This is a genomic window from uncultured Dechloromonas sp. (assembly GCF_945957265.1).
Lineage (GTDB): Bacteria > Pseudomonadota > Gammaproteobacteria > Burkholderiales > Rhodocyclaceae > Azonexus.
The window spans coordinates 74,690-100,192 of record NZ_CAMFKO010000007.1 but is presented as its reverse complement, the minus strand read 5'-3'; the positions used below and the strand labels follow the sequence as shown (position 1 = coordinate 100,192).

The 25,503-nt window shown below is 61.3% G+C and carries 20 protein-coding genes, 2 other RNA genes and 1 pseudogene; 13 read left to right on the top strand and 10 right to left on the bottom strand.

Annotation, left to right across the window (positions count from 1 at the left end):
* Positions 1 to 7: 7 nt before the first annotated feature.
* From Q0P59_RS06045 to Q0P59_RS06015, 7 genes and pseudogenes are all read right to left on the bottom strand, one after another.
* The gene (locus Q0P59_RS06045; RefSeq protein ID WP_295004603.1) at positions 8 to 421 is read right to left on the bottom strand and encodes an arsenate reductase ArsC; all 414 of its coding nucleotides are present in this window, start codon (positions 419 to 421) and stop codon (positions 8 to 10) included.
* Positions 421 to 777 carry a metalloregulator ArsR/SmtB family transcription factor gene (locus Q0P59_RS06040; protein ID WP_295004601.1) on the bottom strand — a complete coding sequence of 119 codons (357 nt, stop codon included), beginning with the start codon at positions 775 to 777 and terminating at the stop codon, positions 421 to 423. The genes Q0P59_RS06045 and Q0P59_RS06040 overlap by 1 nt, the downstream gene beginning before the upstream one ends.
* Positions 778 to 891: 114 nt before the next feature.
* Positions 892 to 1,647 (bottom strand): ABC transporter ATP-binding protein, encoded by a 756-nt coding sequence (locus Q0P59_RS06035; protein ID WP_295004599.1) that lies wholly within the window; start codon positions 1,645 to 1,647, stop codon positions 892 to 894.
* On the bottom strand, positions 1,647 to 3,407 hold the full coding sequence (locus Q0P59_RS06030) for a branched-chain amino acid ABC transporter ATP-binding protein/permease (RefSeq protein ID WP_295004659.1): 1,761 nt from the start codon (positions 3,405 to 3,407) through the stop codon (positions 1,647 to 1,649). Before Q0P59_RS06030 ends, Q0P59_RS06035 begins: the two co-directional genes overlap by 1 nt.
* Positions 3,408 to 3,467: 60 nt before the next feature.
* Positions 3,468 to 4,502 (bottom strand): annotated as a pseudogene (locus tag Q0P59_RS06025) (branched-chain amino acid ABC transporter permease); the annotation flags it as partial.
* Positions 4,503 to 4,654: 152 nt separating this feature from the next.
* Positions 4,655 to 5,794 (bottom strand): ABC transporter substrate-binding protein, encoded by a 1,140-nt coding sequence (locus Q0P59_RS06020; RefSeq protein ID WP_295004597.1) that lies wholly within the window; start codon positions 5,792 to 5,794, stop codon positions 4,655 to 4,657.
* 79 nt (positions 5,795 to 5,873) lie between these two features.
* Positions 5,874 to 7,013, bottom strand: coding sequence for an ABC transporter substrate-binding protein (locus tag Q0P59_RS06015; RefSeq protein ID WP_295004595.1), 1,140 nt, complete (start codon positions 7,011 to 7,013; stop codon positions 5,874 to 5,876).
* Between the two features lie 124 nt (positions 7,014 to 7,137).
* Between Q0P59_RS06015 and Q0P59_RS06010 the strand changes: the two genes are divergently transcribed.
* From Q0P59_RS06010 to Q0P59_RS05975, 8 genes are all read left to right on the top strand, one after another.
* Positions 7,138 to 7,731: a riboflavin synthase gene (locus tag Q0P59_RS06010; RefSeq protein ID WP_295004593.1), complete on the top strand. Its 594-nt coding sequence runs from the start codon at positions 7,138 to 7,140 to the stop codon at positions 7,729 to 7,731.
* Positions 7,732 to 7,740: 9 nt separating this feature from the next.
* Positions 7,741 to 8,268 carry a hypothetical protein gene (locus Q0P59_RS06005; RefSeq protein WP_295004591.1) on the top strand — a complete coding sequence of 176 codons (528 nt, stop codon included), beginning with the start codon at positions 7,741 to 7,743 and terminating at the stop codon, positions 8,266 to 8,268.
* A gap of 233 nt (positions 8,269 to 8,501) precedes the next feature.
* Positions 8,502 to 9,983: a site-specific integrase gene (locus Q0P59_RS06000; RefSeq protein WP_295004589.1), complete on the top strand. Its 1,482-nt coding sequence runs from the start codon at positions 8,502 to 8,504 to the stop codon at positions 9,981 to 9,983.
* The gene (locus Q0P59_RS05995; protein WP_295004588.1) at positions 9,980 to 13,468 is read left to right on the top strand and encodes a hypothetical protein; all 3,489 of its coding nucleotides are present in this window, start codon (positions 9,980 to 9,982) and stop codon (positions 13,466 to 13,468) included. Before Q0P59_RS06000 ends, Q0P59_RS05995 begins: the two co-directional genes overlap by 4 nt.
* A gap of 206 nt (positions 13,469 to 13,674) precedes the next feature.
* On the top strand, positions 13,675 to 14,109 hold the full coding sequence (locus Q0P59_RS05990) for a hypothetical protein (RefSeq protein WP_295004586.1): 435 nt from the start codon (positions 13,675 to 13,677) through the stop codon (positions 14,107 to 14,109).
* On the top strand, positions 14,106 to 14,552 hold the full coding sequence (locus Q0P59_RS05985; RefSeq protein WP_295004584.1) for a DUF6262 family protein: 447 nt from the start codon (positions 14,106 to 14,108) through the stop codon (positions 14,550 to 14,552). The genes Q0P59_RS05990 and Q0P59_RS05985 overlap by 4 nt, the downstream gene beginning before the upstream one ends.
* Complete coding sequence (locus tag Q0P59_RS05980; protein WP_295004583.1) at positions 14,545 to 16,644, top strand: AAA family ATPase; 2,100 nt, start codon at positions 14,545 to 14,547, stop codon at positions 16,642 to 16,644. The genes Q0P59_RS05985 and Q0P59_RS05980 overlap by 8 nt, the downstream gene beginning before the upstream one ends.
* Positions 16,645 to 16,952: 308 nt before the next feature.
* Entirely contained in the window at positions 16,953 to 17,435 is a 483-nt protein-coding gene (locus tag Q0P59_RS05975) for a hypothetical protein (RefSeq protein ID WP_295004582.1), read from the top strand.
* Between the two features lie 101 nt (positions 17,436 to 17,536).
* On the opposite strand, the gene ssrA (Q0P59_RS05970) is transcribed toward Q0P59_RS05975, so the two are convergent.
* Positions 17,537 to 17,925, bottom strand: a transfer-messenger RNA (tmRNA) gene (ssrA, locus tag Q0P59_RS05970).
* Positions 17,926 to 17,943: 18 nt separating this feature from the next.
* On the opposite strand from ssrA (Q0P59_RS05970), the gene ssrA (Q0P59_RS05965) reads away from it, so the two are divergent.
* The 5 genes from ssrA (Q0P59_RS05965) (at position 17,944) to Q0P59_RS05945 (ending at position 22,602) form a co-directional block, all read left to right on the top strand.
* Positions 17,944 to 18,262: a transfer-messenger RNA gene (ssrA, locus tag Q0P59_RS05965) on the top strand.
* 84 nt (positions 18,263 to 18,346) lie between these two features.
* Positions 18,347 to 20,620, top strand: coding sequence for an ABC transporter substrate-binding protein (locus tag Q0P59_RS05960; protein WP_295004580.1), 2,274 nt, complete (start codon positions 18,347 to 18,349; stop codon positions 20,618 to 20,620).
* 142 nt (positions 20,621 to 20,762) lie between these two features.
* Positions 20,763 to 21,437, top strand: coding sequence for an energy transducer TonB (locus Q0P59_RS05955; RefSeq protein WP_295004578.1), 675 nt, complete (start codon positions 20,763 to 20,765; stop codon positions 21,435 to 21,437).
* 17 nt (positions 21,438 to 21,454) lie between these two features.
* On the top strand, positions 21,455 to 22,189 hold the full coding sequence (locus tag Q0P59_RS05950) for a MotA/TolQ/ExbB proton channel family protein (protein WP_295004576.1): 735 nt from the start codon (positions 21,455 to 21,457) through the stop codon (positions 22,187 to 22,189).
* A gap of 2 nt (positions 22,190 to 22,191) precedes the next feature.
* Entirely contained in the window at positions 22,192 to 22,602 is a 411-nt protein-coding gene (locus Q0P59_RS05945; protein WP_295004574.1) for a biopolymer transporter ExbD, read from the top strand.
* Here Q0P59_RS05945 and Q0P59_RS05940 read toward each other — a convergent pair.
* Complete coding sequence (locus Q0P59_RS05940; protein ID WP_295004572.1) at positions 22,599 to 23,147, bottom strand: Crp/Fnr family transcriptional regulator; 549 nt, start codon at positions 23,145 to 23,147, stop codon at positions 22,599 to 22,601. The two genes, Q0P59_RS05945 and Q0P59_RS05940, sit on opposite strands and share 4 nt — an antisense overlap.
* 68 nt (positions 23,148 to 23,215) lie before the next feature.
* Entirely contained in the window at positions 23,216 to 25,486 is a 2,271-nt protein-coding gene (locus Q0P59_RS05935; protein WP_295004570.1) for a TonB-dependent receptor, read from the bottom strand.
* Positions 25,487 to 25,503: the final 17 nt, after the last annotated feature.

Here is a 25,503-nt window from a genome sequence, read left to right as displayed (position 1 = left end):
CAGTTCCTCACAGGCCCAGCGCCGCGCGGACGGCGGGCACCAGGCGGGCGCGGATGTCGTCGCGCACGGCAACGAAGCTCGCCAGCGGCTCGCCGTGCGGGTCGTGGAAGGGCACGTGGATGCGCTGCACCGGACGCGGGAAGACGGGACAGGTTTCCCGGGCGTTGTCGCAGACGCTGACCACCAGGTCGATGTCTTCATCCATCACGGCTTCGACGCTCTTGGGCGCCAGGCCGGCGGTGGGCAGCCCGGCCAGCTTCAGGGCCGCGATGGCGCCCTCGGCGACCAGGGGCTGCGGGCTGGTGCCGGCGGATACGCCACGTACCAGCCCGGCCAGGTCATGGTTCAGGATGGCCTCGCCCATCTGGGAGCGGCAGGAGTTTCCGGTGCACAGCACCAGCACGGTCTTGAGCGTCGGCATCAGGATTCCTTTCCGGCCCGGGCACGGCGCTTTTCCGTCGTGTCGCAGCAAGCGGTCTTGGGAAGGCAGGCGTGGCCCTGGCAGCAATTGCGGGTCAGGAAGGCAATCAGCTCATCCATCGTGCCGTAGTTGGCGGAGTAGCGGATGAAGCGGCTTGCGCGCTCACCCGCAATCAGGCCCGCGCGACTGAGATGCGCCAGGTGGAACGACAGCGTGGCCGGCGCCATGCCCAGCTGTTCGCCAATCGCGCTGGCGTTGATGCCGTCCGGGCCGGCCTCGACCAGCAGGCGGAAGATGGCCAGGCGGGATTCGTGGCCGAGGGCGGCGAGCAGTTCGGCGGCATTTGGTATTTCCATTATTCGAGTATTGTCGAATGATTGGATAAAGTCCAGCCGGTTTCCTGCGCCGCGAGCCACAAACGAAAACGGAACCCGCCGGGTTCCGTTTCGCTGGCACGGCGGCACGGTCCCTCAGTGCTTCTGGCCGAGTCCGAGGTAGGCTTCGATGACGCGCGGATCGGCGGCCAGTTCGGCGCTCGGGCCGGCGAGCGACACCTCGCCGGTTTCCAGCACGTAGCCGTAGTCGGATACCTGCAGCGCGGCGCGGGCGTTCTGCTCGACGAGCAGGATGGCGACGCCGGTTTCCTTGAGCGCCGAGATGGTGCGGAAGATTTCCTTGATGATCAGCGGCGCCAGGCCGAGGCTGGGCTCGTCGAGCATCAGGAGCTTGGGCTTGGCCATCAGGGCGCGGCCCATGGCCAGCATCTGGCGCTCGCCGCCGGACAGGGTGCCGGCCAGCTGGGCGCGGCGCTCCTCGAGGCGCGGGAAGAGCTCGAAGACCTCGTCCATGGTCTCCATCTCGTCGCGGTGGCCGGTGCGGTAGCGGTCAAAGGCGCCGAGCAGCAGGTTGTCCTCGACGCTCATTTCGGCGAACAGCTCGCGTTTTTCCGGGACCAGCGTCATGCCGTGGCGGACGAGGTGCTCGACCGAGCGGTCGTGCTGCTGCGGGTGGCCCATGTAGACGATGTCGCCGTCCGACGGCAGCAGGCCCATCAAGGCCGAGAGCAGGGTCGTCTTGCCGGCGCCGTTGGGGCCGATGACGGTGACGATCTCGCCGCGGCGGATGGTCAGGCTGACTTCGTGCAGCGCCTCGACCTTGCCGTAGGCGACGCGCAGGTTCTTGACGTCGAGGATGACCTCGTTGTCGTGCAGGTGGGTCATGCTCATTATTCGACCCCTCCCAGGTAGGCTTCGAGCACTTTCGGGTTCTTTTGTACTTCCTCGGGCAGGCCTTCGGCGATTTTCTCACCGAATTCCATGACCACGATGCGGTCGGCCAGGCCCATCACGAAATCCATGTCGTGTTCGACGAGCAGGATGCCCATGCCCTCGGCGCGCAGCTTGCGCAGCAGTTCGGCCAGCGCCTGTTTTTCCTTGAAGCGCAGGCCGGCGGCCGGCTCGTCGAGGAGCAGCAGGCAGGGATCGGAAGCCAGGGCGCGAGCGATCTCGACGATGCGCTGCTGGCCCAGCGCCAGGCTGCCGGCCGGCTCGAACATGTGCTCGGCGAGGCCGACGCGCTCGATCTGGCGGGCCGCTTCGGCGAGCAGGCGGTTTTCCTCGGCGCGGTCGAGACGCAGCGCCGCCGCCAGCACGCCCTTGCCGCCACGCAGATGGGCGCCGATGGCGACGTTCTCCAGCACGCTCATGTTGCCGAGCAGGCGCACGTGCTGGAAGGTCCGGCTCATGCCGCGCTTGGCGATGTCGCGGGCCTGCAGGTCTGCCGTCGATTCGCCGAGGAAGGCGATCTTGCCCTCGGTCGCCGGATTGACCGCCGAGAGGCAGTTGAACATCGTGCTCTTGCCGGCGCCGTTCGGGCCGATCAGCGCCATGACCTCGCCGGCCTTCACGCTCAGGCTCATGTTGTTGTTGGCGACCAGGCCGCCGAAGCGCTTGGTCACCTCGCTGGCTTCGAGCAGCACGGTGCCGCTGGTGGTCGGCTGGCGGCGCGGCAGCGGCTCGGCCTGCGGCACGCTGCGGCTGAGCGCGCGGGCCGGCAGCAGGCGCAGGATGACCGGCCACAGCCCTGCCCTCGCCTTTTGCAGGATCAGCACCATGGCGATGCCGAAGACGATGATCTCGAAGTTGCCGCTCTGGCCGAGCAGTTGCGGCAGCCAGTCCTGCAGCCACTGCTTGAGGATGGTGATCACCCCGGCCCCCAGCACGGCGCCCCAGACGTGGCCGATACCGCCGACGACGGCCATGAACAGGTACTCGATGCCCTGGTTCAGGGCGAACGGCGTCGGGTTCACGAAACGTTGCAGGTGGGCGTAGAGCCAGCCCGAGACGCAGGCGAGCAAGGCGGCGATCAGGAAGATGACGATCTTCTCGCGCGGCGTGTTGACGCCCATCGCCTCGGCCATCACGGTGCCCCCCTTGAGCGCCCGGATGGCGCGGCCGACGCGGGAGTCGAGCAGGTTGCTGATGCTGACGATGGCGAGCAGCACGACCAGCCAGATCAGGTAGAAGAACTCGCGGCTCGATTTCAGCTCCCAGCCGGCCAGCGAGACGGCCGGAATGCCGGTGATGCCGGTGTGGCCGCCGAGGAATTCGACGTTGCCGAACAGGAAATAGAGGCTGATGCCCCAGGCGATGGTGCCCAGCGGCAGGTAGTGGCCGCCCATGCGCAGGGTGATGAAGCCGAGCGACAGGGCGACGATGGCGGTCAGCGCCAGGCCGACGAACAGCGTCAGCCACGGCGACACGCCGTGCACCGTGGTCAGCCAGGCGGTGGTGTAGGCGCCGAGGCCGACGAAGGCCGCCTGCCCGAAGGAAGTCAGGCCGCCGACGCCGGTCAGCAGCACGAGGCCGACGGCGACGATGGCGTAGAGGCCGATGTAGTTGAGCAGGGTGACCGAGAATTCCGGCAACAGCTGCGGGGCGACGGCGAGCACGGCGACGAAGGCGAGCAGCGGCCCGTGGCGGCGCAGCGCACTGGCGGTGCCCGTCTTGCCGGGGGCGTTGCCGCCGACGGTCTCGTCGCTCTTTTCCTCTTCCTCCTCGATGTGATGCGAGGTCAGCGAGCGCCAGAGCAGGACCGGGATGATCATCGTGAACACGATCACTTCCTTGAAGGCGCTGGCATGGAAGGAGGAGAAGGATTCGAGCAGGCCGACCAGCACGGCGCCCAGCGCGGCGATGGGATACGAGGCCAGGCCGCCGATGATGGCGCCGACGAAGCCCTTGAGGCCGATCAGGAAACCGGAGTCGTAGTAAATGGTGGTGATCGGCGCGATCAGGATGCCGGAGAAGGCGCCGATGGCGGCGGCCAGCGTGAAGCACAGCTTGCCGGCGAGGATGGGCGGGATGCCCATCAGGCGGGCGCCGGTCCGGTTCATCGCGGTGGCGCGCAGGGCCTTGCCGTAGATGGTGCGTTCGAAGAAGAAGTAGAGGCCGATGATGAGCAGCGCCGAGGCGACGACGACGAGGATGGTCTGCCCCTGCAGCGGCGCGCCGGCCAGTTCGAAGCTGAGGTCGGTGAAGGCCGGGGTGCGCCAGCCTTCGGCGCCGAAGAAGAGCAGGCCGAGGCCGATCAGCGCCAGATGCACGGCGACCGAGACGATGAGCAGGACGAGCACCGAGGCGCTGGCCAGCGGCTGGTAGGCGATGCGGTAGATCATCGGGCCGAGCGGCACGACGAGCAGCATGGCGAGAATGACCTGGCCCCACAGCGGCAGTTGGTTCGGCGGCATGGCGAACAGCCCGGCGGCGGCGAGCAGGGGGACGCCGACGTTGGCGATGAGCAGCGTCGGCAGCTTGGCGTAGCGGCCGTCGCGCACCAGCCGGTAGCCGTCGAGCACGGCCACGGCGCTGCCGAGGCCGAGCAGCAGCCAGACCGTGCCGGGCACCTGGCCGGCCTGCAGCGAGGCCAGGGTCAGCGCGCCGAAGGCGACGAACTCGCCTTGCGGAATGAAGATGACGCGGGTGACGGCGAAGACGAGGACCAGCGCGAGGGCGAGCAGCGCGTAGATGGCGCCGTTGGTGACGCCGTCCTGGCCGAGGAGGAGAAGAATCTGGAGGTCCATCAGCGACCTAATGAAAAGAGAAAAAGCGCGTTGGACGCGCTGGGTGGTGGATCAGTTGGGGATCGGTGAAGCGCAGCGACCGCCAGGCGCCGCCCGCGCAGACCGTGCCATCGCACGGCAAGCGGGGGGCGACGCCGCGGTCGCGAGCCGATTTACTTGAGCAGTTTCCAGGTACCGTTTTCGATGGTGACCATGACGCGGGCGCGCTGGTCGAAGCCCTGGTGGTCGTTCGGCGTCAGGTTGAAGATGCCGTGGGCGCCGGCGATATTCTTGGTGCCTTCGATCGCGTCGCGCAGGGCGCGGCGGAATTCGACGGTACCCGGCTTGGCCTTCTTCAGCGCCACCGGAATGGCGTTCTGCAGCAGCACGCCGGCATCCCAGGCGTGGCCGCCGAAGGAGCTGACGCTGCCCTTGCCGTGCGCGGCTTCGTACTTGGTGACGTATTCCATGGCCGACTTCTTGACCGGGTGGTCGGCCGGCAACTGGGCGGCGACGACCATCGGGCCGACCGGCAGGAAGGCGCCCTCGACATCCTTGCCGCCGACGCGCAGGAAGTCGTTGTTGGCGACGCCGTGGGTCTGGTAGATCAGGCCCTTGTAGCCCTTCTCCTTGAGCACCTTCTGCGGCAGCGCGGCCGGGGTGCCGGCACCGCCGACGAGCACGGCATCCGGCTTGGCGGCGATGATCTTGAGGATCTGGCCGGTCACCGAGGTGTCGTTGCGCTGGTAGCGCTCGCTGGCGACGATCTTCAGCTTGCGGGCTTCGGCGATCTTGGCGAATTCCTTGTACCAGCCTTCGCCGTAGGCGTCAGCAAAGCCGACGAAAGCGACGGTATGCACGTTCTTGTCGGTCATGTGCTGGACCAGCGCCGTCGCCATGTGGGCATCGTTCTGGGCGGTCTTGAAGACCCACTTGCGCTTGTCGTCCATCGGCTCGACGACGATGGCCGAACCGGCCATCGAGATCAGCGGCGTTTCGTTCTCGACGGCGACGTCCATCATGGCCAGCGAGCTCGGGGTGGTGGTCGAGCCGACGACGACATCGACCTTGTTCTCGCTGATCAGCTTCTTGATGTTCTTCGTCGCGGCGGTCGGGTCGGTGGCATCGTCGAGGACGATGTAATTGACCTTCTCGCCGCCGATGGTCGCCGGCAGCAGGGCGAAGGTGTTCTTTTCGGGGATGCCGAGCGAGGCGGCCGGGCCGGTGGCGGCGACGGAAACGCCGACGTTGATGTCGGCCAGGGCTGCGGTGGACAAGGTGGCGAGAACGGCGACGGTCAGCTTTTTAATCATGATTTCACCCCGGAAAGGAAAAAAGGGAGTCTAGCACGCGCCGCCACCTCGTTTCCGGGGGGCGGCGCGTCTTGCATGCTTACTTGGCGAGTTTCCAGGCGCCATCCTTGATCACGACCATGACGCGGGCGCGCTGGTCGAGGCCGAGGTGGTCGTTGGCGCTCAGGTTGTAGACGCCGTGCGCGCCGGCCACATTCCGGGTCGCTTCCAGCGCGTCGCGCAGGGCGGCGCGGAATTCCCTGCTGCCCGGCTGCGCCTTCTTCAGCGCGACCGGGGCGGCATTGGCGAGCAGGATGCCGGCATCCCAGGCATAGCCGCCGAAGGCGTTGACGCTGCCCTTGCCGTGCACGGCCTCGTACCTGCCGACGTACTCGGTGGCCGTTTTCTTGACCGGATTGTCGGCCGGCAACTGGGCGGCGACCAGCACCGGGCCGGTGGGCAGCACGGTGTCCTCGCAGTCCCTGCCGCAGACGCGCAGGAAGTCGTTGTTGGCGACGCCATGCGTCTGGTAGATCAGGCCCTTGTAGCCCTTTTCCTTCAGCGATTTCTGCGGCAGCGCCGCCGGGGTGCCGGCGCCGCCGATCAGGATGGCGTCCGGCCTGGCGGCCAGCACCTTGAGCACCTGGCCGGTGACCGAGGTGTCGGTGCGGTTGAAGCGCTCGTTGGCGACGACCTTGATCTTGCGCACTTCGGCCAGCCTGGAGAACTCGTTCCACCAGCCCTCGCCGTAGGCGTCCGAGAAACCGATGTAGGCGACGGTCTTCACGGCGTTGTTGGTCATGTGCCCGACGATGGCCGTGGACATCTGGGCGTCGTTCTGCGGCGTCTTGAATACCCACTTGCGCTTGGCGTCCATCGGCTCGACGATGCGCGCCGACGCGGCCAGGGCGATCATCGGCGTCTCGCCTTCGGCGGCGACGTCGACCATGGCCAGCGAATTGGGGGTGGTCGTCGAGCCGATGATCAGGTCGACGTTGCTCTCGCTGATCAGCTTCCTGGCGTTCTTGACCGCGGTGGTGGTGTCCGAGGCATCGTCGAGCACGATGTAATTGACCTTCTGGCCGGCGATGCTCTTCGGCAGCAGGTCGATGGTGTTCTTTTCCGGAATGCCGAGCGAGGCCGCGGGGCCGGTGGCCGACAGCGTCACGCCGACATTGATGTCGGCCAGGGCGGTCGTGGCAAGCGCCCCGAGCAGCGCGGCGAGCATGGTTTTTTTCATTTTGTCTCCCTTTGAGTAAATCGATTACGCAAAGGTGAAAACCTATGGCCAAACGCATTTTCGCGCAAGGCGGGCGGTCAATCCGGCGTGATAAAGTGCTCTTTTTGTATCAACAGGGTCTGTCATGTTCTCTGGAATCATCGCGGCAGTCGGCCGCATTACCGAAATCACGCCCCGCGAAGTGGGCTGCCGCCTGCACGTCGATGCCGGCAAACTCGACCTGGGCGATGTCGCGCTCGGCGACTCCATCGCCCACAACGGCGTCTGCCTGACCGTGGTGGCCAGGGAAGGCAGCACCTTCGCCGTCGATGTCTCGCCGGAAACCCTGTCGTGCACCGTCGGCTTGTCCGAACCCGGCCCGGTCAACCTGGAGAAGGCCCTGCGCCTTTCCGACGTGATCGGCGGCCACCTCGTATCGGGCCACGTCGATGGCGTCGGCGAGGTGCTGCGCTTCGATGCGATCGGCGACAACCGCCTGCTCGAAATCCGCGCGCCGAAGGAGATCGCCCGCTACATCGCGCGCAAGGGGTCGATCGTCGTCGATGGCACCAGCCTGACCACCAATGCGGTCAACGGCACCGATTTCACCATCAACCTGATCCCGCACACGCTGGAAAACACTACGCTGAACCGTCTGCAAGCGGGCAGCAAGGTCAACCTGGAAGTCGACCTGATCGCCCGCTACTGCGAGCGGTTGCTGGCCGCCGAGCGCGAGTAAGCGCTTGCCATGAGGGTTCGCGCCGGCCTCTGGCTTGTGCTCGTCGGCCTGCTCGCCGGCTGCGCGGGTCATGACGGCGCCGGCCGGATTCCCGTCGATGCCCGGTTGGTCGATGTCGAACGGAGCATGGGCATCCCTTCCCTCCGCTGGCGCGAGGCCGACGGGGGCGAAACGCTGGTCTATCCCTTCGGGGCGATGGGCTTCCATACCTATTTCGTGCGCGGCGATGCCGGGGGGCGCTTCGTCTCGCGCGAAAACGTGCTGACCATGGCGCATTTCGCGCGCATCCGGGCCGGCATGACGCAGGAAGAGGTCGTCCGCGTCATCGGGCCGCCGGTCCCGGCGTGGACCGTCTATTTCAAGGCGCGCGACGAGCTGGTCTGGGAATGGCGCTACTGCGACGACTGGAGCGAACCGGCCCGCTTCGACGTGCTGTTCGACGGCACCACCCTGCGCGTGCGCTCGACGCTGTCGGCAACCGAACGCTTGCGCAACAGTTTTGATCGCGGCGGCATGCGGGCATGGTGCGGGCGCTGATATTTCGCGACCGCGGCTTGAAAAACCCCCACCCCGCCCCCATAATTCGAAGCATGGTTGTAATTCCGGCAATCTGGAGGCGTTCTGGACAGGGGTTCTTATCTAAGGGTGCGTTTTGTGCACTTTTAATCCGACCGAAGGGCGGATAACTCCCTAGATTTTGCTAAGTTTTTAAGGCGCTTGCCTTGTGCATCTTTATCTGCGTAAGATAACGGTGCACAAGGGAGCGCTTTATGTCTTTAAAGAATGTAAAAAGGGAAGAGGTTGTCGTCGTCGGCAAAGTAAGCTGGCGCCTCACGGATTGTGATGGGTTTCCTGTTCCCGTCTTTGACGAGTTTTGTCGCTCGATAGCAGGCGATGCCTTTGCAACAAGACGGCGTTATGCCATTGTTGTCTCCAGGTTTATAGACTACCTCTACGAGGTTGAAATTCTCGGCAAGGGGCCTGTGACGCGAAGTGCAGTCAACCAGGCCATCGACTACTACCTTCTGCTCCTTTCGCATGGAGAGAACATCTCTCTGGGGGCCACTGCTATCGAGCGGGATGTAACGGGCGTGGCAGACGAGCTTAGGCAACGAGAAGCCGCACTGAAGCGAGTCGCTAATCGATTGGAGATTCGTGCGCTCCAGCCCGGCAGTTGGGACAACACCTTGGCTGCCCTTAATCGCTTCTTGCGGTTATGTGCCATGCTGGAAAACGAAGCCCGCGAAATCGCGATGCTGCGCGGTGGTGTGACCAAAGAGCTGGTCGAGGCCAGCACACTCGATTACACCCCCTTGCTTGAAGCCATTGACGGCGCATCAATGCTGTCTCGAGCCGAGGTTCAACACATCAAGCAATCGTCAATGTTAGGCGGTGTAATTCGTTTTAGAGGAAGTGAATTGTCGCGCCCAAGAGGATTGTCGGGCGGGCGCAAGCGGAAAAAGCAGGCGGACCTCGAGCTGCTTGAGTTTCCGATGGCGCAGTTTCCTAAGCTTCTGGAGGCGACCTTCTCTTGGCGAGATAAGGCCTTGTGGACGTTGTTGGCCGCTAGCGGCATACGTCGCTCGGAGGCACTCAATCTCGAGTGGGAGCACATCGATTTTGAGAACGAAACGGTTTACGTGCTCGACCCAGATTACACGCGATATGGCCGAGATTTGCCTGAAGACGAGAGATTCTCAAGGTTCAAGGGCCGCGTAGTTTCTTGGACCTACCTTCGGCAGCCCTATCGTAGTTGGTTCTTCGAGTTTTTGCTGCAATACCGACAGCAAGAATATGTGTTGCCAGTGGATGGGAATAATTTTGTGTTCCAGTATCTTCGTGGCCAGCATGCGGGAAAGCCGTTGCGCGAGGCGGCTGATTCAACTCTGAATGAAGCTTTTACGGCGGCAGTTATTCGTGCCGGAATCAAGGGGCCTCCATTTGCCCCTGAACATGTCATGACAGTGCACTCCCTTCGACATGCCTACGGGATGCATATGCTGAACGATTTCAATGTGCCTGGTCAGCTTATGCCTGGCTTGACTGAGGCTGAAGTGCAACTTTTGATGGGCCATGAAGACATCAATTCAACAAGAAAATACGCTCGTCCAAGACCAGCTAAGCTCATGGAAAAGCTTGTTCGACATGACCAAGCAATGATGGCGCATCAAGATTCGATGACAGGGTTGCCGCCGGCAATCGCATCCCGGTTGCTTACGGATGCTCAAATCACATCGAGAGCGCGCCGGTGATAAACGAATCGAGTGAAATTCAACTAGCTATTAAGCCCGAGAAGTTTTTTCCATTGGCTACGTCTGCATTACGCGCAGCAGCCTCTGAAATGGCCCTCTCGGCATATCCATCATGGCCGCAGCCACAACCGCTGTGTTCCTTGGAAAGCCAGTTAATAGATGTACAGGGGTTGGTTTGGGGTAAGGTTAAGAAGGCCATATTTAACCCCTCTGAGGACTTGTTCGCACTGGCAGCAACTCTTGGGTTCCCGCATACAACAAATTATCGAGAATGGGCACGGATACGCGAAGCAGTTAATCTTGCGTTACTAGATTTGTCCTACAACGCAGCAATATTGCTGCCGGCACATCAAGACTATTCCAAAGAAGAGTTTCCTGAATTCCAGGCAGTTCGAGTGCGGCCCCTAGTCTTGCAAGCATACAAGGCTCTTCGCGACGACCCAGATTTACCGGAACGAGGCTCCCGGCGAATCGCCTCCTTGGTTTCTGCTACGGATTGGAGGGATGTGAGCGATGTTTCCATTGATGACTTGGCGCGAGTAACCCAATCAGTTGTCCGGCATGCCCCGGAACTCGCTGCAACGGGAAGTGCGTTGGCTGTGTTGCCATTCCTATATGCTCTTGAGTCATTGGCACCGAACCTTCTGTCCCGGGAGCTACGGCATCAGTTCATGATGTGGCAAGCTTCTTCGCAGTTTTTACTGATGCCGTTTGATGAATTCAGGTGTGACCCGAAAAACTTTGCCGGGATGCGAGTACATGGACATAAACGGGAGCGAGTTGAGACTCCGGAACTGATTGCGATACGGCGGCAAAAGAACAATCAGATGGCCCAAAATCGAAGAGCAAACCGGGGTGAGCCGCCGTTCATCTTGAATTTGCGGGAAATCGCAGCTAGCGGAGACTCTGATGCTCCGGAGCGCTACTTTGAGTCATTGGCGGGGAGTCGTACCACCGATTTTCGTAAGGAAAATTGGCTACAAACCCCAACTCCCTACCCAGGCCGTGAGCACATCCCAATTCAAGAAATGGGCCGGTTATGGTTTGCGGCCATGAATGCTTGGATTGCGCACCGAGAAGCCAATTACGAGACCGATAAAGAGGTCCGCATGAGTCTGCACATGTTGGTTGACTATGTGCTGATGTACTTGCCTTGGTGGAATGAGACTCACATAGAAAATTCCGTTGAGTTGCCATCGGCGCCTAAGCACTTTGCTCGATACCTTTTCGTATCGCGAACGGTTTTTCACAGTGAGCAAGGCGGCCATGATGTGGTGCTGCCCAAAACCCTGGTTGAGTTACTGCATTTACGTCGGCCACTGCCTGATGGGAAAAACATCATGCTTGGGCATTGGCAGCGCTTCTTTCAGTTTGTTATCACCGCATTTGAGGATAACGACCTGATTGCTGGAAAGAAGATGGTGAACCCAATTCGCCTCGACTTTGACCGTGTTAAGTCCTCAGCAAGAACCAAAACCAATAAAGTACCTTTTGCAGAGGACGTGTTCCCACTCTTAGTATTCTATTGCCAAGCCCTAGAAGCTTTTGGTGAATACCTGCAACAAAGTGCCTATAGCACCGATAGATTTAAGAATTTGCCCTTTGGTGAGGTGTATGGCTATAACACTGCTGCCTGGGGGTATGTTCCGTACGTGCGCTACCGAGGAGAGGTGCTACCTATTCGTTGGATTCCGAGCATCTATCCGGTAGCCAGACGCTCAATTCAGGCGAATCCAGAAGGGCTTGCTGGTATCTATGTGAAGGGATGCCGGCTGAATTATGGCGAAAATCGGGTCATGGTGCTGAATATGCCGCATCTCACCATCGTTCGAATGCTTCTCACCATGGTGGAGACAGGGCTCCGCGGACAGAATGTACAGTGGCTAGACAGGTTTGCCTGGGATTCAGTAAGTAGAGTGGATACGCAAATAGGTCTTCTACATACTTGGGAGCCGCCTGAGAGCTTCACCCTTCTTCTGGTCAATACCGACAAATCTCGTGATGAACCTTGGACAACGTATGTCTCGTGGCGGGTGCGGCGTAGCCTTCTCGCTGAATCTTATTTTCAGGCAGCAGTTGCCGATTTGGATGTAGATGAGGCAGTTCTGTATGAAGGTAGGAAAAACTCCAGATTCGACCCAATTGTGCCCTTGTTTCGCTCATATAAAGGCATGATGCCATTTGGCGACAACACCTACAGCGTGAGGTGGCTCCAGTTACTGACAGGGTTTGAGGATTTTTATAACAATGCTTTCCGGGGTGTAGATGGTTACCGGGAGAAGCTTGGTTTGGTTACGATTGAGCCCGCAGTTGATGCAAGCGGCTCATTTTTGGATACCACTCGCGACAAGGATGCGCTTCAATTCTGTAAGGTAAAGTTTGTCACGGTACATACGCCGCATGCGACGCGGTCCACCTATGCAACCTTGAAGGACGGTGACCTTGAGGTTTCCGAAATCGCCGAACAGTTAGGGCATACCCAAACGGTAACCACCAACCACTACCAAGTTCCTTCTAAAGCTCGGATTGTCGGTAAGTTGGAGAGAATTGAGGCAAGGCTAAAAGATGTAGCCTATGACGTCGACGGTAGTGGTGCGGGGTACATCGATAACGAAGGCGCTGATAGCTCAGTACGCGCGGCATTTTCAATTGACCGTGATAAGGCGATTCAGGAATTCGGATTTATGCCCGGGGTAGCGCTGTGGTCCTTAAATGACCTGACATCCGATGAAGAAAGCAGTATTGAATTGCTGCGGCGGAGTCCATCCAGTGTCATACGTTGGCACCCGACCCATGTCTGCCCGGTGGGCAATCAGTGTCCATCGGAAATAATAGTTAGGACTGGGGGATTGCAACGCTGTGGCTTGTGTCCCCTCGCGGTTAAGTGCATCGACCATTTGCCGGCCATCGCAGCCAAGAAAAATGAGTTAAAGGAGCGCATTCGGATGACTGCTCTGCAAATTCAAGCCTTGGTAACCCGAAAAGGTGCGACGCAAAGTCAGAAAGATGCATTGCATCGCTCCCAGAGTCTGGATGCAAAAGAACTTATAGGCTGGCAACTATCTTCCCAAATTTTGCATGACAAGATGCAAAGTATGGGGCCCCATCATGAGGGCTATCATGCAGACCAACCAGAAATGGTGAAACGCCACCTTCAACTTATAACTCGAGACTCGACTACGGCAGAGTTCTTCCTTCAGCGGATTGCGGACTCGAACGCCTACCCATCGCTGGAATCTCCCGAGGTCAGAGCTCGCGCAACCAAGTATGTGCAAATCATCATGGCCCGCGCCGGCCGCGAAGATGATGCCGCGCTTCTTGACCTCGAGCCCTACAGCGAATTGGCAGCTTTTGCGAGCCTCATCAAGCCAATGGCCGATGCCAAGGGGGTCGGAATTCCTGCTGTTGCCGAAATGCTGTCAGGCGGCAAACGAAACGAACTTGGGGTCGTATCCGGACCTAGTCTGCTCGGGAGAATCCGTTAATGGGGGCCCCGAAAGGAACTGATAATTTCTCCGGGTATCGAGAAGCCCAGCTAAGTAGCAATTTGCGACTCATTGAGGATGCTCTGAGTATTCTACGGAAGCGAAAGCTGCGATTTGAGGGGTTGCAGCCTCTGGCTGCCGAGGTGGCCGAGCGGACAGGTGTCCATCGAACTACTTTGTGTCGCAATTCCGCTTACAAGCGCCTTATGCTGAACCATCTAGCCTCTCAGCCCGGTGCAAGCGCCTTGGTTGGTGATGATGACGCGACGCCTGAGTTGCTGAAGGCAAAGCTCTTCGATGCACGACTAGAAGCAAAAACTCTCAGGGGCCGCGTTGCCGCCTTGGAAAATAGGCTATCGGCATCAACGGTAGCGTTGACTGAAGAAGAGCATGCGGTTTCTTCAGGGGGGGCAAGCCTGCATGTCGACTTCAGTAATACAGTCATGGCTCTCAAGCTGATACTGGAAAGAATCAATGCTGAATTTGAGGTTATCCAGGTCGATTTTGAAAAAGAGGAAATACGTGACCTAGCGGCTCCAGTTGGTCGCCAAGTCATCGTGAGTGGGCAACGTGCTCGGGCATTTTTGCAGGCATATCGCACCCTTCTTGAGCAGGAAGGAAAGCTTGGGAGGAAGGCATGAAAAGCGGGAAGGTGGTTGGTGCCGAGTACGTACAGACGTTTCGGACCTATCTGGAATCTGTTGATGCGCTGCCTCGCAACGAAGATGGGGCGCTCAGCATCAGTGCCATTGCAGAGGCCTCTGGAATACCACGACAGTCGTTTTACAAGAATCCTCAACTAAAAGCGCTTCTGGCTGACGTCAAGGTTGACTCGCCAGTTAAGGCATTTCAAGAAGGCGCTACATCGGATAGTCGCCGTGTGCGTAGCGAGGGTGGGCTTGACGCAAAAGCGAAGGTTCTGGAAAGACGCGTTCACCAACTAGAACAGCAAAATGCTGCCTTGGTGGCCGAAAATGCGGAGCTACGCCGTCAGCTGAAAGCGCTGAGTCTACAAGCCGCTCGTGAGGACATGATGATTGAAACGGGGCGGCGAATTCCAGCGCCTCCGGAGCGCCATGTCTGAAACAATCACCATCACGGTCGGGGCCCTCACGCACCTTGCCAGCAATGGTTCGGCAATCTTCTCGGGGCTCAATGCCGAAGGCACCCGTATACGAGTTGTAGCGGGTCCGCGCTGCCTGCCACGCCATCCTGCGATTGGCGAGGCTTGGGAGGTTACGGGTGATTTCCGCGAACACCCGAAATATGGACGGCAGCTGTGCGCTAAGCGGTGCAGCTACGCTGTCCCTAAAGGGCGCCTCGTCATCAATTACCTGGCCAGCCATCCAGATTTCGCCGGCATTGGTGAAGGCAAGGCAACTGCGCTCTACGCCGCTTTCGGCGATGGCCTGGTCTCAATCCTTGACGCCGGCGATGCGGAGGCGTTGTGGAGCATTCTGACGGCGTCAATGGCCGACCGGCTCGTCGAAGTCTGGGCAGAAAAACGTGCCGAAGGTGCCGTCGTGGCCTTCTTGGACAAGTATGGGTTTGATGTCCGGATTGCCAACAAACTACGCCGTGTCTGGGGTAGCGAGGCTATCGAGATGCTCGAGCTGAATCCCTACTACATGCTGGCTTTTGCCAGCTGGAAGGTGACAGAGTCTGCGGCGGGGAAGCTCGGTGTCGTCAAGGATGATGCGCGACGCCTCGTTGGTGCGGTGGAAGCTGCGCTGTATGAACGGCTGCAGGATGCCCACACGCTGACGCAGGCGGGAAAGCTTGTGGAGCGGGTTGCCAAAATTCTCTCCCTGGATGCCCGCCATGCGAGGTCGGCCATCGACCTGGCATGGCAAGAAGGCGCCATTGTGGGAAATGCAGTTGAGGGGTATCAGCCCCTGGGCGCTGCTGCCCTGGAATCTGGTATCGCTGAGCGTATCCGGGCCATGGTATCTGGGGAGACGCCAAGGCAATCGACGCTGTTTAACGCTGAGGTAGGAATGGACTGGTTGGCAGGCGCCATTACCGAAAATGAAGCTGCCCAAGGCTTTGAATTGAATGCCCAGCAGCGCGAGGCGGTACTGCTTGCGGCTACGGAGCCGTTCTCGGTGCTGACCGGTGGCGCAGGTGTGGGTAAAACTACCGTGTTGCGTATCGTCATCGACATCGCCAAGCGGCTCAACCTAAAGGTGCTGCAGATGGCCTTGGCCGGGCGCGCAGCTAAGCGGATGAGCGAGGCGACTGACCACGCGGCTATGACCATTGCGCGCTTCCTGCATCAAGTCAAGGATGGGGTGCTTGAAGTCACGCCGGATACACTGGTCATCGTCGATGAGGCCTCGATGCTCGATTTGCCGACGGCCTTCCGGCTCCTGCGATTCTTACCCGAAGGTGCGCGACTACTGCTGGTCGGCGACCCGGCACAACTACCCCCCATCGGCTTTGGCCTGGTATTCCACCGCTTGGTGCAAAGCCCTCTGGTTCCGCAGGTGGAATTGACGGAGGTGCATCGCCAGGCTGCTGCAACCGGCATCCCGGGAATTGCGGCGAGCATTCGCAGCCACGAGGTGCCTGACCTTGACGCTTACCGTGGCCGGGCGCCAGGGGTCAGCTTCATCGAGTGCTTGCCGGAGGAGGTTCAGGGCCATTTGCAGCGGCTAGCCGCAGATTGGTCTGGCGACGACTTCCAGATGCTTGGTGCCATCAAAGATGGTCCCTGCGGCATCGAAGCCATCAATTTCCAGTTTCACGAGGCATGCAGCACCGAATGCCTGACTGGGTTTCAGTTTGGTGTCGGCGAGCCGGTTATCCATCTAGTCAATGACTATGACCGAGGGCTGATGAATGGAACACTGGGCCGTATTACCGCAGTGACCAACGAGGGCACAGTAGGACTGCATATTGATTTCGAGGGTGTGTCGCACTTCATTCCTGTTGCAGAAGTGGCCGACCGTCTTACGCTGGCACATGCGATTTCGGTGCATAAAGCACAGGGTAGCCAGTTCCGGCGCGTAGCCGCCGTGGTGTCGAAGTCACGCATTCTGGACCATTCGTTGATTTACACGGGGCTCACTCGCGGCATTGAGCAAGTTGTTTTTCTGGGAAGCAAGCCAACTTTTGAGGAAGCCGTTCGCAAGCCGGCTTTAGTCCACCAGAGAGAGGTGGCATTTGTCCTCTAATGTGTATTCTCGGTAAAACCACCAGCGAAAACTCAATGGTTTGCTCGTTCGAAATTTTGATAAATCGGGTTTTCAATAGAGATTAACCTGGGCTTGGCTCGGCGTAGCCGAACGAGCCAGGAGGCAAGCGAGCGCAGCGGAGCGCGGCAGGTGAGGGCCATTATGCAAACAGCTTTCTCATTACGGTGGAGCCGACCAGAAAATTGCATTGTCGTGAACTAAGTATTGAGGCAGCAACCGGCCACAAGCAGCCAGTCGATATGCGATATGCGTTACCATTGATTGGCACCCGAAATCAAAGGAAATTCATGCAAGTAGGCCTGATGCACCTGTCAAAACTGATTCTCTTGACTGATAAGCTCATGCGTCACCTGGGGAAACTGGAATTCATGGTCGTCTTTATGCCGGTAATTCTTCTTGCAGCAGACTGCGCCTTAATAAAGCTAACTGGCATGACATCGCTTCCCTACGGTTTTTTTGATACCAAGGGATACCTATTAGCGGCATTGGCTGGGATTGTTGTTTTGGCTTTAGTGATGGCCGAGATAAAGCCAGTAGTTATGGGCAACGATTTCTCGGTCAAAGTTAATATCGGATACGGAAATCTCTGGCTACCAAAAAACACTACCGAACTACTCATCGACAGCTATTTCAAGAAGCGGAAATTAGGAGAAAAAACCTCCTTGACTCTCGTTTTTGTATGCCTTGAAATGTCTGCGATGTTTTTGTATGGAACGCTAGTAGCAATTGTGATTTACAAGAGCTATCTCAAAAGCTTTATGTTTGGGTAGTTCCGATAGTCCGCTGTGGGTCGGTGGCTGTCCTTTAATACGTCAGCCAGGTGGCATCAGGCAACCGTTAAATACGCTCGTGGAAGCGCATAACTTAGACGTGACGACGGGGACTGAAGTCCCCGCCGGCTATCTTTGGTAACAAGGCTCTAGCAGCCCCGGCTAGCCGTTTTTAGGCGGCAATAGCGAATTGCTCATCGTTGGCAATTATGGATTTGCGCGGATTACGTCCGTCGCCTCTCGAGCTGCCTGCTTCTCTTCTTCCACCCTGTCGAAACCAGTACACCCCCACCTAAGCCAACAGCTTGGTATGTTCCCAGCCTGTACCCCTATGGGCTTAGGTGGAGGTGAGGGGAATCGAACCCCTGTCCAGAGCGTTTCCGAGTCACCGGAATAACAGCCATAACCTGATTATGGGGTCGGTCACCCCAAAAAACAACTGCTCACCACTGTCAGGTTGTCACTAAGTGTAACAACGACTGCTTTTTACAATAGTGCACGGTGGTGCATGCTTTAGTATAGACTATTCTGCGGGGCATTGTACTAATACACACACTCAAAATTCAAACTTTTTCCTTAGATAAGGGTTCGATTCCCCTCACCTCCACCCAAGGGCATTCCGCTGAGTGCGTTTGGATGGGGGTGTACTGGCTTCGACAGGGCGGACAAAGGTGCGCAGGCAACTCGTCAGGCGATCGACGTTAATGAAGCAAATCCATAATTGCCAATGATGAGCAATTCGCTATCGCCGCCTAATAACGGCTAGCTGGGGCCGCTGAAGCCTTATTACCCAAGACAGCCGGCGGGGACTTCGGTCCCCGCCGTCACGTCCACGTTTCCGGATCGACTGTCCCGGCGGCTATCATGCGTCTTGCCCAGTCTTTCGCAAGCCCTTCCCTTCCGTGAACTCAATGCCGATAGCCATGATCCTGGTCTTCTTCCGTTGCTGGCTGGCCATCGCCTGTGTGGGCTGGGCGGGCACGGCGCTGGGTCTCGAGCGCGTTGCCGTGCAACTGCCCTGGAAGCACCAGTTCGAGTTTGCTGCTTTCTATGCAGCCGAGGCCAGGGGCTATTACCGCGATGCCGGCCTGGCGGTCTATATTCTTGAAGGCGACCCGGGCGTCGATACCGTGTCGACGGTGCTTTCCGGCCAGGCGGATTTCGGCGTCGGCACCTCGTCGCTGGTCATCGACCGCCATCACGGCAAGCCGGTGGTCGCCCTGGCGGCGCTGATGCAGCATTCGCCGATCGGCCTGCTGGCCCGCCGGGCGTCCGGCATCAACAGCGTGACCGATCTGGCCGACCGGCCGGTCGCCGTCGATGTGCATAGCCGGGACGAAATCGAGGCCTATCTGAAGGCCTCAGGCTTGCCGGCGAACCGCTTGAAGCTGGTGGCGCAGACCGACTGGACGCTGGCCTCGGTCGATCGCGGCGAACATGCCGCCAAGGCGGTCTATCTTTCGAACGAACCTTTCCTGATCCGCGGACGAGAGCACGAGTACCTGCTGTTGACGCCGCGTTCGGCGGGGATCGACCTGTTCGGCAACATGTTGTTCACCACGGAGTCGACGCTGGGCCAACGGCCCGAACGGGTCCGGGCTTTTCGCGAGGCGACGCTGAAGGGGCTGGTGTATGCGCTGGATCATGCGGATGAAATCGCGCAGTTGATCGTCGAGCGCTACAACACCCAGGGCAAATCGCTCGAACACCTGCGTTTCGAGGCGGAGCAGATTCGCGAATTGACGCGTCCGGACATCGTCGAGGCCGGCTACATGAGCCCGGGGCGCTGGCGGCACGTGGTTGCGGTCTATGCCAGCCAGAACCTGATACCCGGGGATTTCGACATCGAGCCTTTTCTCTACGCCCCGGATCGGCGCCAGGCGGTTCCTGTCTGGCTGCTGTGGTCGATGGCGATCACGCTGGCCCTGCTGGCGTGCGCGCTGCTGGTTGCGGCGCGCATGCGTCGCATCAACTTCGCGCTCCAGCGCGAGGCGAGCGAGCGGCAGCGGGCCGAGCGCAAGTACCGCGAACTGGTCGAGAACGCCAACGCCATCATTCTCCGGCTGTCGCCGGCGGGCGAGGTGACCTACTTCAACGAGGTCGCCGAGCGGGTATTCGGCTTCCGCGCCGACGAGGTGATCGGCCGGCCCATCATCGAGACCATCGTTCCGGCATCGGAGAGCGTGACGGAGCGCGATCTGGCGAGCGTCATTGCGGCCATCCTCGACCATCCCGAGGCCTATGCCGAGAACGAGAACGAAAACGTCACCCGGGATGGCCGGCGCATCTGGGTGCGCTGGTTCAATCGCGCCATCCTGGGCCGGGACGAGCGTTTCGAAGGCTTGCTGTGCATCGGGCACGACATTACCGAGCAGCATGCTCTGGAGATCGAGCTGGCGCAGTATCGCGACCATCTCGAGGAGCAGGTGAACGAACGGACGCGCGAGCTGTCGCTGGCGCGCCAGGCGGCCGAACGCCTGTCGGAAGTGAAAAGCCGCTTCCTGACCAACATGAGCCACGAGATGCGCACGCCCCTGCACCAGATCAACGGCCTGTTGCAGATCTTCAAGCGCCAGGAGATGAGCGGCAAGCAGGCGCAGTTGCTGGAGCGGCTGCAGGCGGCGACCCAGGGCCTGACGCGAACCATCGACGCCATCCTGGAAATGAGCTGGATCGACTCCGGTCGGCTCGAGTTGAAGCGCCAGGTGTTTTCCCTGCCGCTGCTCATCGACGACATGGCCGGCGTGGCCGCCGAGCAAGCCAGCGCCAAGGGGCTGGCGTTCGTGCGCGACACGCCCCTGGGCGATGCCCAGGTGGTGGGGGACCCGATGCTCATCCGGCGGGCCATCGCCAACTACATCGACAACGCCATGCGCTTTACGCCGAACGGCAGGATCACCCTGCGCGCGCATGCCGAAGCGCTACCCGGGGACGAACTGGCCTTGCGCCTGGAGGTCGAGGATACAGGCGTCGGCATCGCCGCCGAGGATATCGACCGGCTGTTCTCGATTTTCGAGCAGGGCGACAATTCGCAAAGCCGCATCTACAGCGGCCTCGGCGTCGGCCTGGCGATGTCCAGGCGGATTGCCCAGGCCATGGGCGGCGATGCCGGCTGCCGCAGCGTGCTGAGCGAGGGCAGCGTCTTCTGGCTGAGCTTCCGGCTGGCGTGCGTCAGCGGGCAATGAGCGCGTCGCCGCGCTGCGCCGGAGATGGGCGCGCGCCAATCTGCGACAATATGCCGCATCGGCAACGCAGTGCCGCTCGACTACAATCGACCGTAATGTAAGTGCCTGTTTTTTATGTGTGTTTTGATATGAATCAAGGGTTATGAGCAACGCGATGGTCTTGCCGCCACTGGATCTGCCCGAGCGTCATCCCTCGCCGGCCGAGCGGGCCGTCAACCTGCTCGCCGTCGTTCTGCTGCATGTCGTGCTGGCCTATGCCCTGCTCTTCCTTTCGGTCAAGAACGAGCTCATTTCGCTGCCGCCCAGCATCAGCGTCCGCCTGTTGCCCATGATCGAGGAACCGCCGGCTGCGGCGAAGCCCTTGCCGCCCCCGCCGCCGAAGGCGCCGCTGCGCAAGCCGCCGCTTGTGCCGCCGCAACCGGTTCTGGCTGCCGCCGCCCCGGCCGCCCCCAGCACTTTTGTCGTGGCCCCCCAGCCGCCGGCTCCCCCGGCGCCGCAGCCCATCGCCCCGCCGGCGCCGGCCCCGGTGGTGGCCATCGTGGCCGCCCGCTTCGACGCCGACTACCTGCATAACCCGAAACCGGTCTATCCGGCGCTTTCCCGCCGCTTGAACGAGGAAGGCAAGGTGTTGCTGAAGGTGCGCGTCAGTGCCCAGGGCGCCCCCCTCGAGGTGGCCGTCTCGAAGTCGAGCGGCTTTCCGCGTCTCGACGCCGCGGCCATCGACGCCGTCGGGCGCTGGCGCTTTGTCCCGGCCCGGCGCGGCGACGAGCCGCTTGATTCGTCGGTGGTCGTTCCGATCGCCTTTGCGCTTGACTGATTCGAAAAGGAAATTCCATGCATTCGCCAATGGGCCTGGCCCACTTCTGGAGCCAGGGCGACCTGGTCACCCACACCACCGCCGTGATCCTGGCGCTGCTTTCGGTCGCATCGTGGTCGGTCATTCTCGGCAAGCTGCTGTCGGCCTGGCGCGCTTCGCGTTCGCAGGACCGGGCGCTGAACTCCTTCTGGAGCGCCAACTCGCTGCCTGAGGCGCTCGAGGCCTTGCGCCGCGACGATCCCTCCGGCGTCTTCGCCGGGCTGGCGCTGACCGGCGCCCACGCCGCGCAGGCGCACCAGCAGAATGCGGCGCGCGGTATCGGCGCCGGGGTCAATGCCAGCGAATTCGTGACCCGCGCCATGCGCTCGCACATCGTCAACACCCAGGCGCGCATCGAGCGCGGGCTGACCTTTCTCGCGTCGGTGGGCTCGACGGCGCCGTTCATCGGCCTGTTCGGCACGGTCTGGGGCATTTATCACGCGCTGGTCGGGCTTTCCGGCGCCACCCAGGTGGTTCTCGACAAGGTGGCCGGCCCGGTCGGCGAAGCCCTGATCATGACGGCGGCCGGGCTTTTCGTCGCCATTCCCGCCGTGCTCGCCTACAACGCCTTCACCCGCTCGAACCGGCTGCTTGCCGTGCAGCTCGACGGCTTCGCCCACGACCTGCATGCCTACCTGACGACCGGCGTCCGGGTCGGCGGCAATACGCAGCTGGTCGATATCGGCGCCGCGCGCGCCAAGCAGGTTGTCTGATCATGGCTTTCGGAAGCTTCGACGAAGGCGGCACCGGCCAGCCGATGGCCGAAATCAACACCACCCCGCTGGTGGACGTGATGCTCGTGCTGCTGGTCATCTTCATCATCACCGCGCCGCTGTTCCACCAGGCGGTGCCGATCGACCTGCCCCAGGTGTCGGCCACCAAGCTGGACGACAAGCCGGAGGTGATCCAGCTGGCGATCGACATCGACGGACGGATATTCTGGAATGGCGAAGCGCTTGCCCGCGATGCGCTGGATGCCCGCTTCGCTGCCGCCAGCAGCCGGCAGCCGGAATTGCACCTGCGCGCCGACCGCAAGGTGGCCTACGAGAAAGTGGCCGACGTGATGGCCGCCGCCCAGCGGGCCAGCATCGTCAAGATCGCCTTTCTGACCGAGCCGGCGCGTTAGCGCGGGCTGGCCAGCGCGAAACTGCGCGTGGCGTGAACGCCGTCGAGGCGTATGGGGCGAATGACCCGGTCGCGTTCGAGTTGCTTGACGATGCGGGAAATGGTTTCGAAGCGCAGGTCGGTGATGTCGGCGATCTCCTGGCGCATGGGCAGCACGACGCGGCCGCTGCGGTCGGTGAGCAGGCGGATCAGCCCGAGGACGCGCGCGCTGGCCTGGCCGCCGCGCAGCGCCAGCAGGTCGGCGGCCCGCTGTTGCGCCCTGTGCAACGACGCGAGCAGGGTCGAGTTGTCGGCGACGCCTCCCTCCGGCCAGGGATCGAGACGGCAGTGGGTCAGCGCGCTGGCCCGGAAGGTGTAGCAGCCGAAGAGCAGGGTTTCGCAGCCGATGATGTCGCCGGCGATGGCCAGGCTGGCGAAGCTGGCGTGCCCATCGGCCGCGACGCTGTCGAAACGGACCACCCCTTCGGCAAGCCGCCATGCCTTGCCTGCGCTGCCGGCGGCATGGATCTCGGTTCCGGGATCGGTGGTGCGGGGCTGGCGCGACATGCAAAATCTCCGATCTGGATGGAAAAAACCCCGGCACCGGGCCGGGGTTGTCCGGTGCAGGCTAAGGCCTAGAACTTCAGGTTGAGGCCGGCGTAGAACGAGCGGCCCATGCCCGGCACGGCGATGCCCCAGGGCATCGTGCCATCGGCCGGGTTGAGGCTCATCGTCCGGCCCTGGCCGGTATAGGCGCCGCCAGTCGGCAGGGCGTAGTAGCGGTCGAACAGGTTCTCGACGCCGAAATCGACACGAACGTTCTTCCACGAGTAGCTGCCGCGCAAGTGGGTCAGGCCATAGCCGGCCGTGGTGATTTCGTTGCGGGCGCCCGATACGTCCTGCTTGCCCTGGACGCCGACGAACTCGATGGCGTTGGCCCAGCCGCCCGACTGGTGGGTCAGGCTGAATTTGCCGTTGAGCGGCATGATGTTGTACAGGTTGTCGCCGGTATCGCGATTTTCGCCCCGGGTGTAATTGACCAGGCCCTTGATGCCGAACTCGCCCAGGCCGGTCCTGGCCAGCGGGGCGCGACCCGAGAGGTCGAGGCCGTACAGGCGGGCGGACTGGTTGGCGTACTGCAGCACCACGAACTGGTTGCGGGTGCTGGCGTTGGCTGCCGTGCAGGCCGAGCCGGCGGAACAGCGGACGGCGTCGATGTAGTCGTCGACGTGGGTGTAGTACGGCGTGGCCTTGAGTTCCCAACGCCGGTCGGCGGCATGCCAGTCGAAGGTGAAGGAGGCGGTATAGGCTTTCTCCGGCTTCAGGTCGATGTTGCCGATGTAGCCGTTGCCGTCGCCGACAAAGTTGTTCATGACCGCGGCCATGCTCCAGGTGGACCACGTGTAGCGCTCGTAGAGGTTGGGCGAGCGGACCTTGCGGGCCAGGCCGAACTCGATGTCGGCGCTCTGGCTGGGGGTGTAGCGGGCGAGTGCGGTCAGGTCGATGTTGTTGTCGGTACGGCTGTGGCTGCGGTTGTTGAAGGCGGCGGTATCGACCAGCTGGTTGCCCATGGCCGTGCCGTAGCCGTGAATGTTGCCGGCATCGGTTTCGACCCGCTCGTAGCGGGCACCGAGCAGGGTGGTCCATTGCGGCCCGAAGCGCTTCTCCCATTCGGAGAAGATGCCCATGCGATTGCGCTTGCCGTTGTTGATGTTGTCGAAGGTGCCCGGCCACATGCCGGAGCCGGAAGGCGGCCACCAGTCGTTCAGCGTGTAGTGCTGGTAGATGGCGCCGAGGCGCAGCAGGTCGCCCTGGCCAAGTTCGATATCGCCCTTGAGGTTGATGCCGGTCGTCCGCCCGGCGGAGTACATCGGCATGCCATAGGCGCAGGTGCTGCTGATCGGCGAACACGGTGAGCCGTTCGCCCCGCTGCCTGACGACGCGCCGTACCAGATCCGCTTGTCGGCGCCGAAATCCATGAAATGGTCGACGCGCTCATGGTAGGCCCGCGCCTCGAACATGCCCCAGTCGAATTGGCCGAGGTAACGCAGGTTGACGCGTTTCTGCTCGTTGTCGAGCATGTCCATGCGCTGGTTGGGATAGAGCTGGTAGGGAACGTCCTGGTAGCCGAACTTGGCTTCGACCAGGTGGTTGCCGCCGCGCATGGCGAAACCGAGGGTATGGGTGCGGCTTTCGTAGGCGGTGGAGCCGACTTCGTCGAGCGCCACGCTGTGGCCGATGCGGCCGCTCGTCGTGTTCTGCCGGAAATTCCCCCCTGCCTTGTAGTTGTCGGCCTTGGCCAGCGCACCGGTGTAGCTGATGCTGAGGCTTTCGGTGGCCAGCGTCGCCGCCAGGTTGCCGCCGATGGCGTTGTTGTTGCTGCGGGCGAAGGCGCCGATCTCGCCCTTGGCCAGCGTGCCCTGCCCCGGCGCGGCAAACTGCGGCGGGGCGGTTTCGGCGACGATGGCGCCGCCGATGCTGTCGCCGCCCACGCTGACCGGCGCGATGCCGGCGAAGACCTTGATCCTGGCGACGTTGCTCGGGTCCAGGTAGGACAGCGGCGGGTTCATGTGGTTGGGGCAGGAGGCGATGAAGTCCATGCCGTCGACGGTGATGCGCAGGCGATCATCGGCCAGGCCGTGGATGACCGGCAGGCTGGAAACGCCGCCGGCGCCGTAGAGGCTGACGCCCGGCACGTCGCGCAGCAGCGCCGCGGTATCGCGGGTGATGGCGTGCTGGGCGGCGATTTCCGCCGCGCCGATCTGCTGTGGCGTGGCCGCGTCGCGAATCTTGCCGGCGTTGACGACGACTTCGTTGAGCGTCGTCTGGGCATGGGCCTGTGACCAGGTCATGACGGAACAGGCAAGCGCAACGGCGCTCGCCAATGGACGGAGTTGATACCCCATGTGGTTCTCCCTGATTT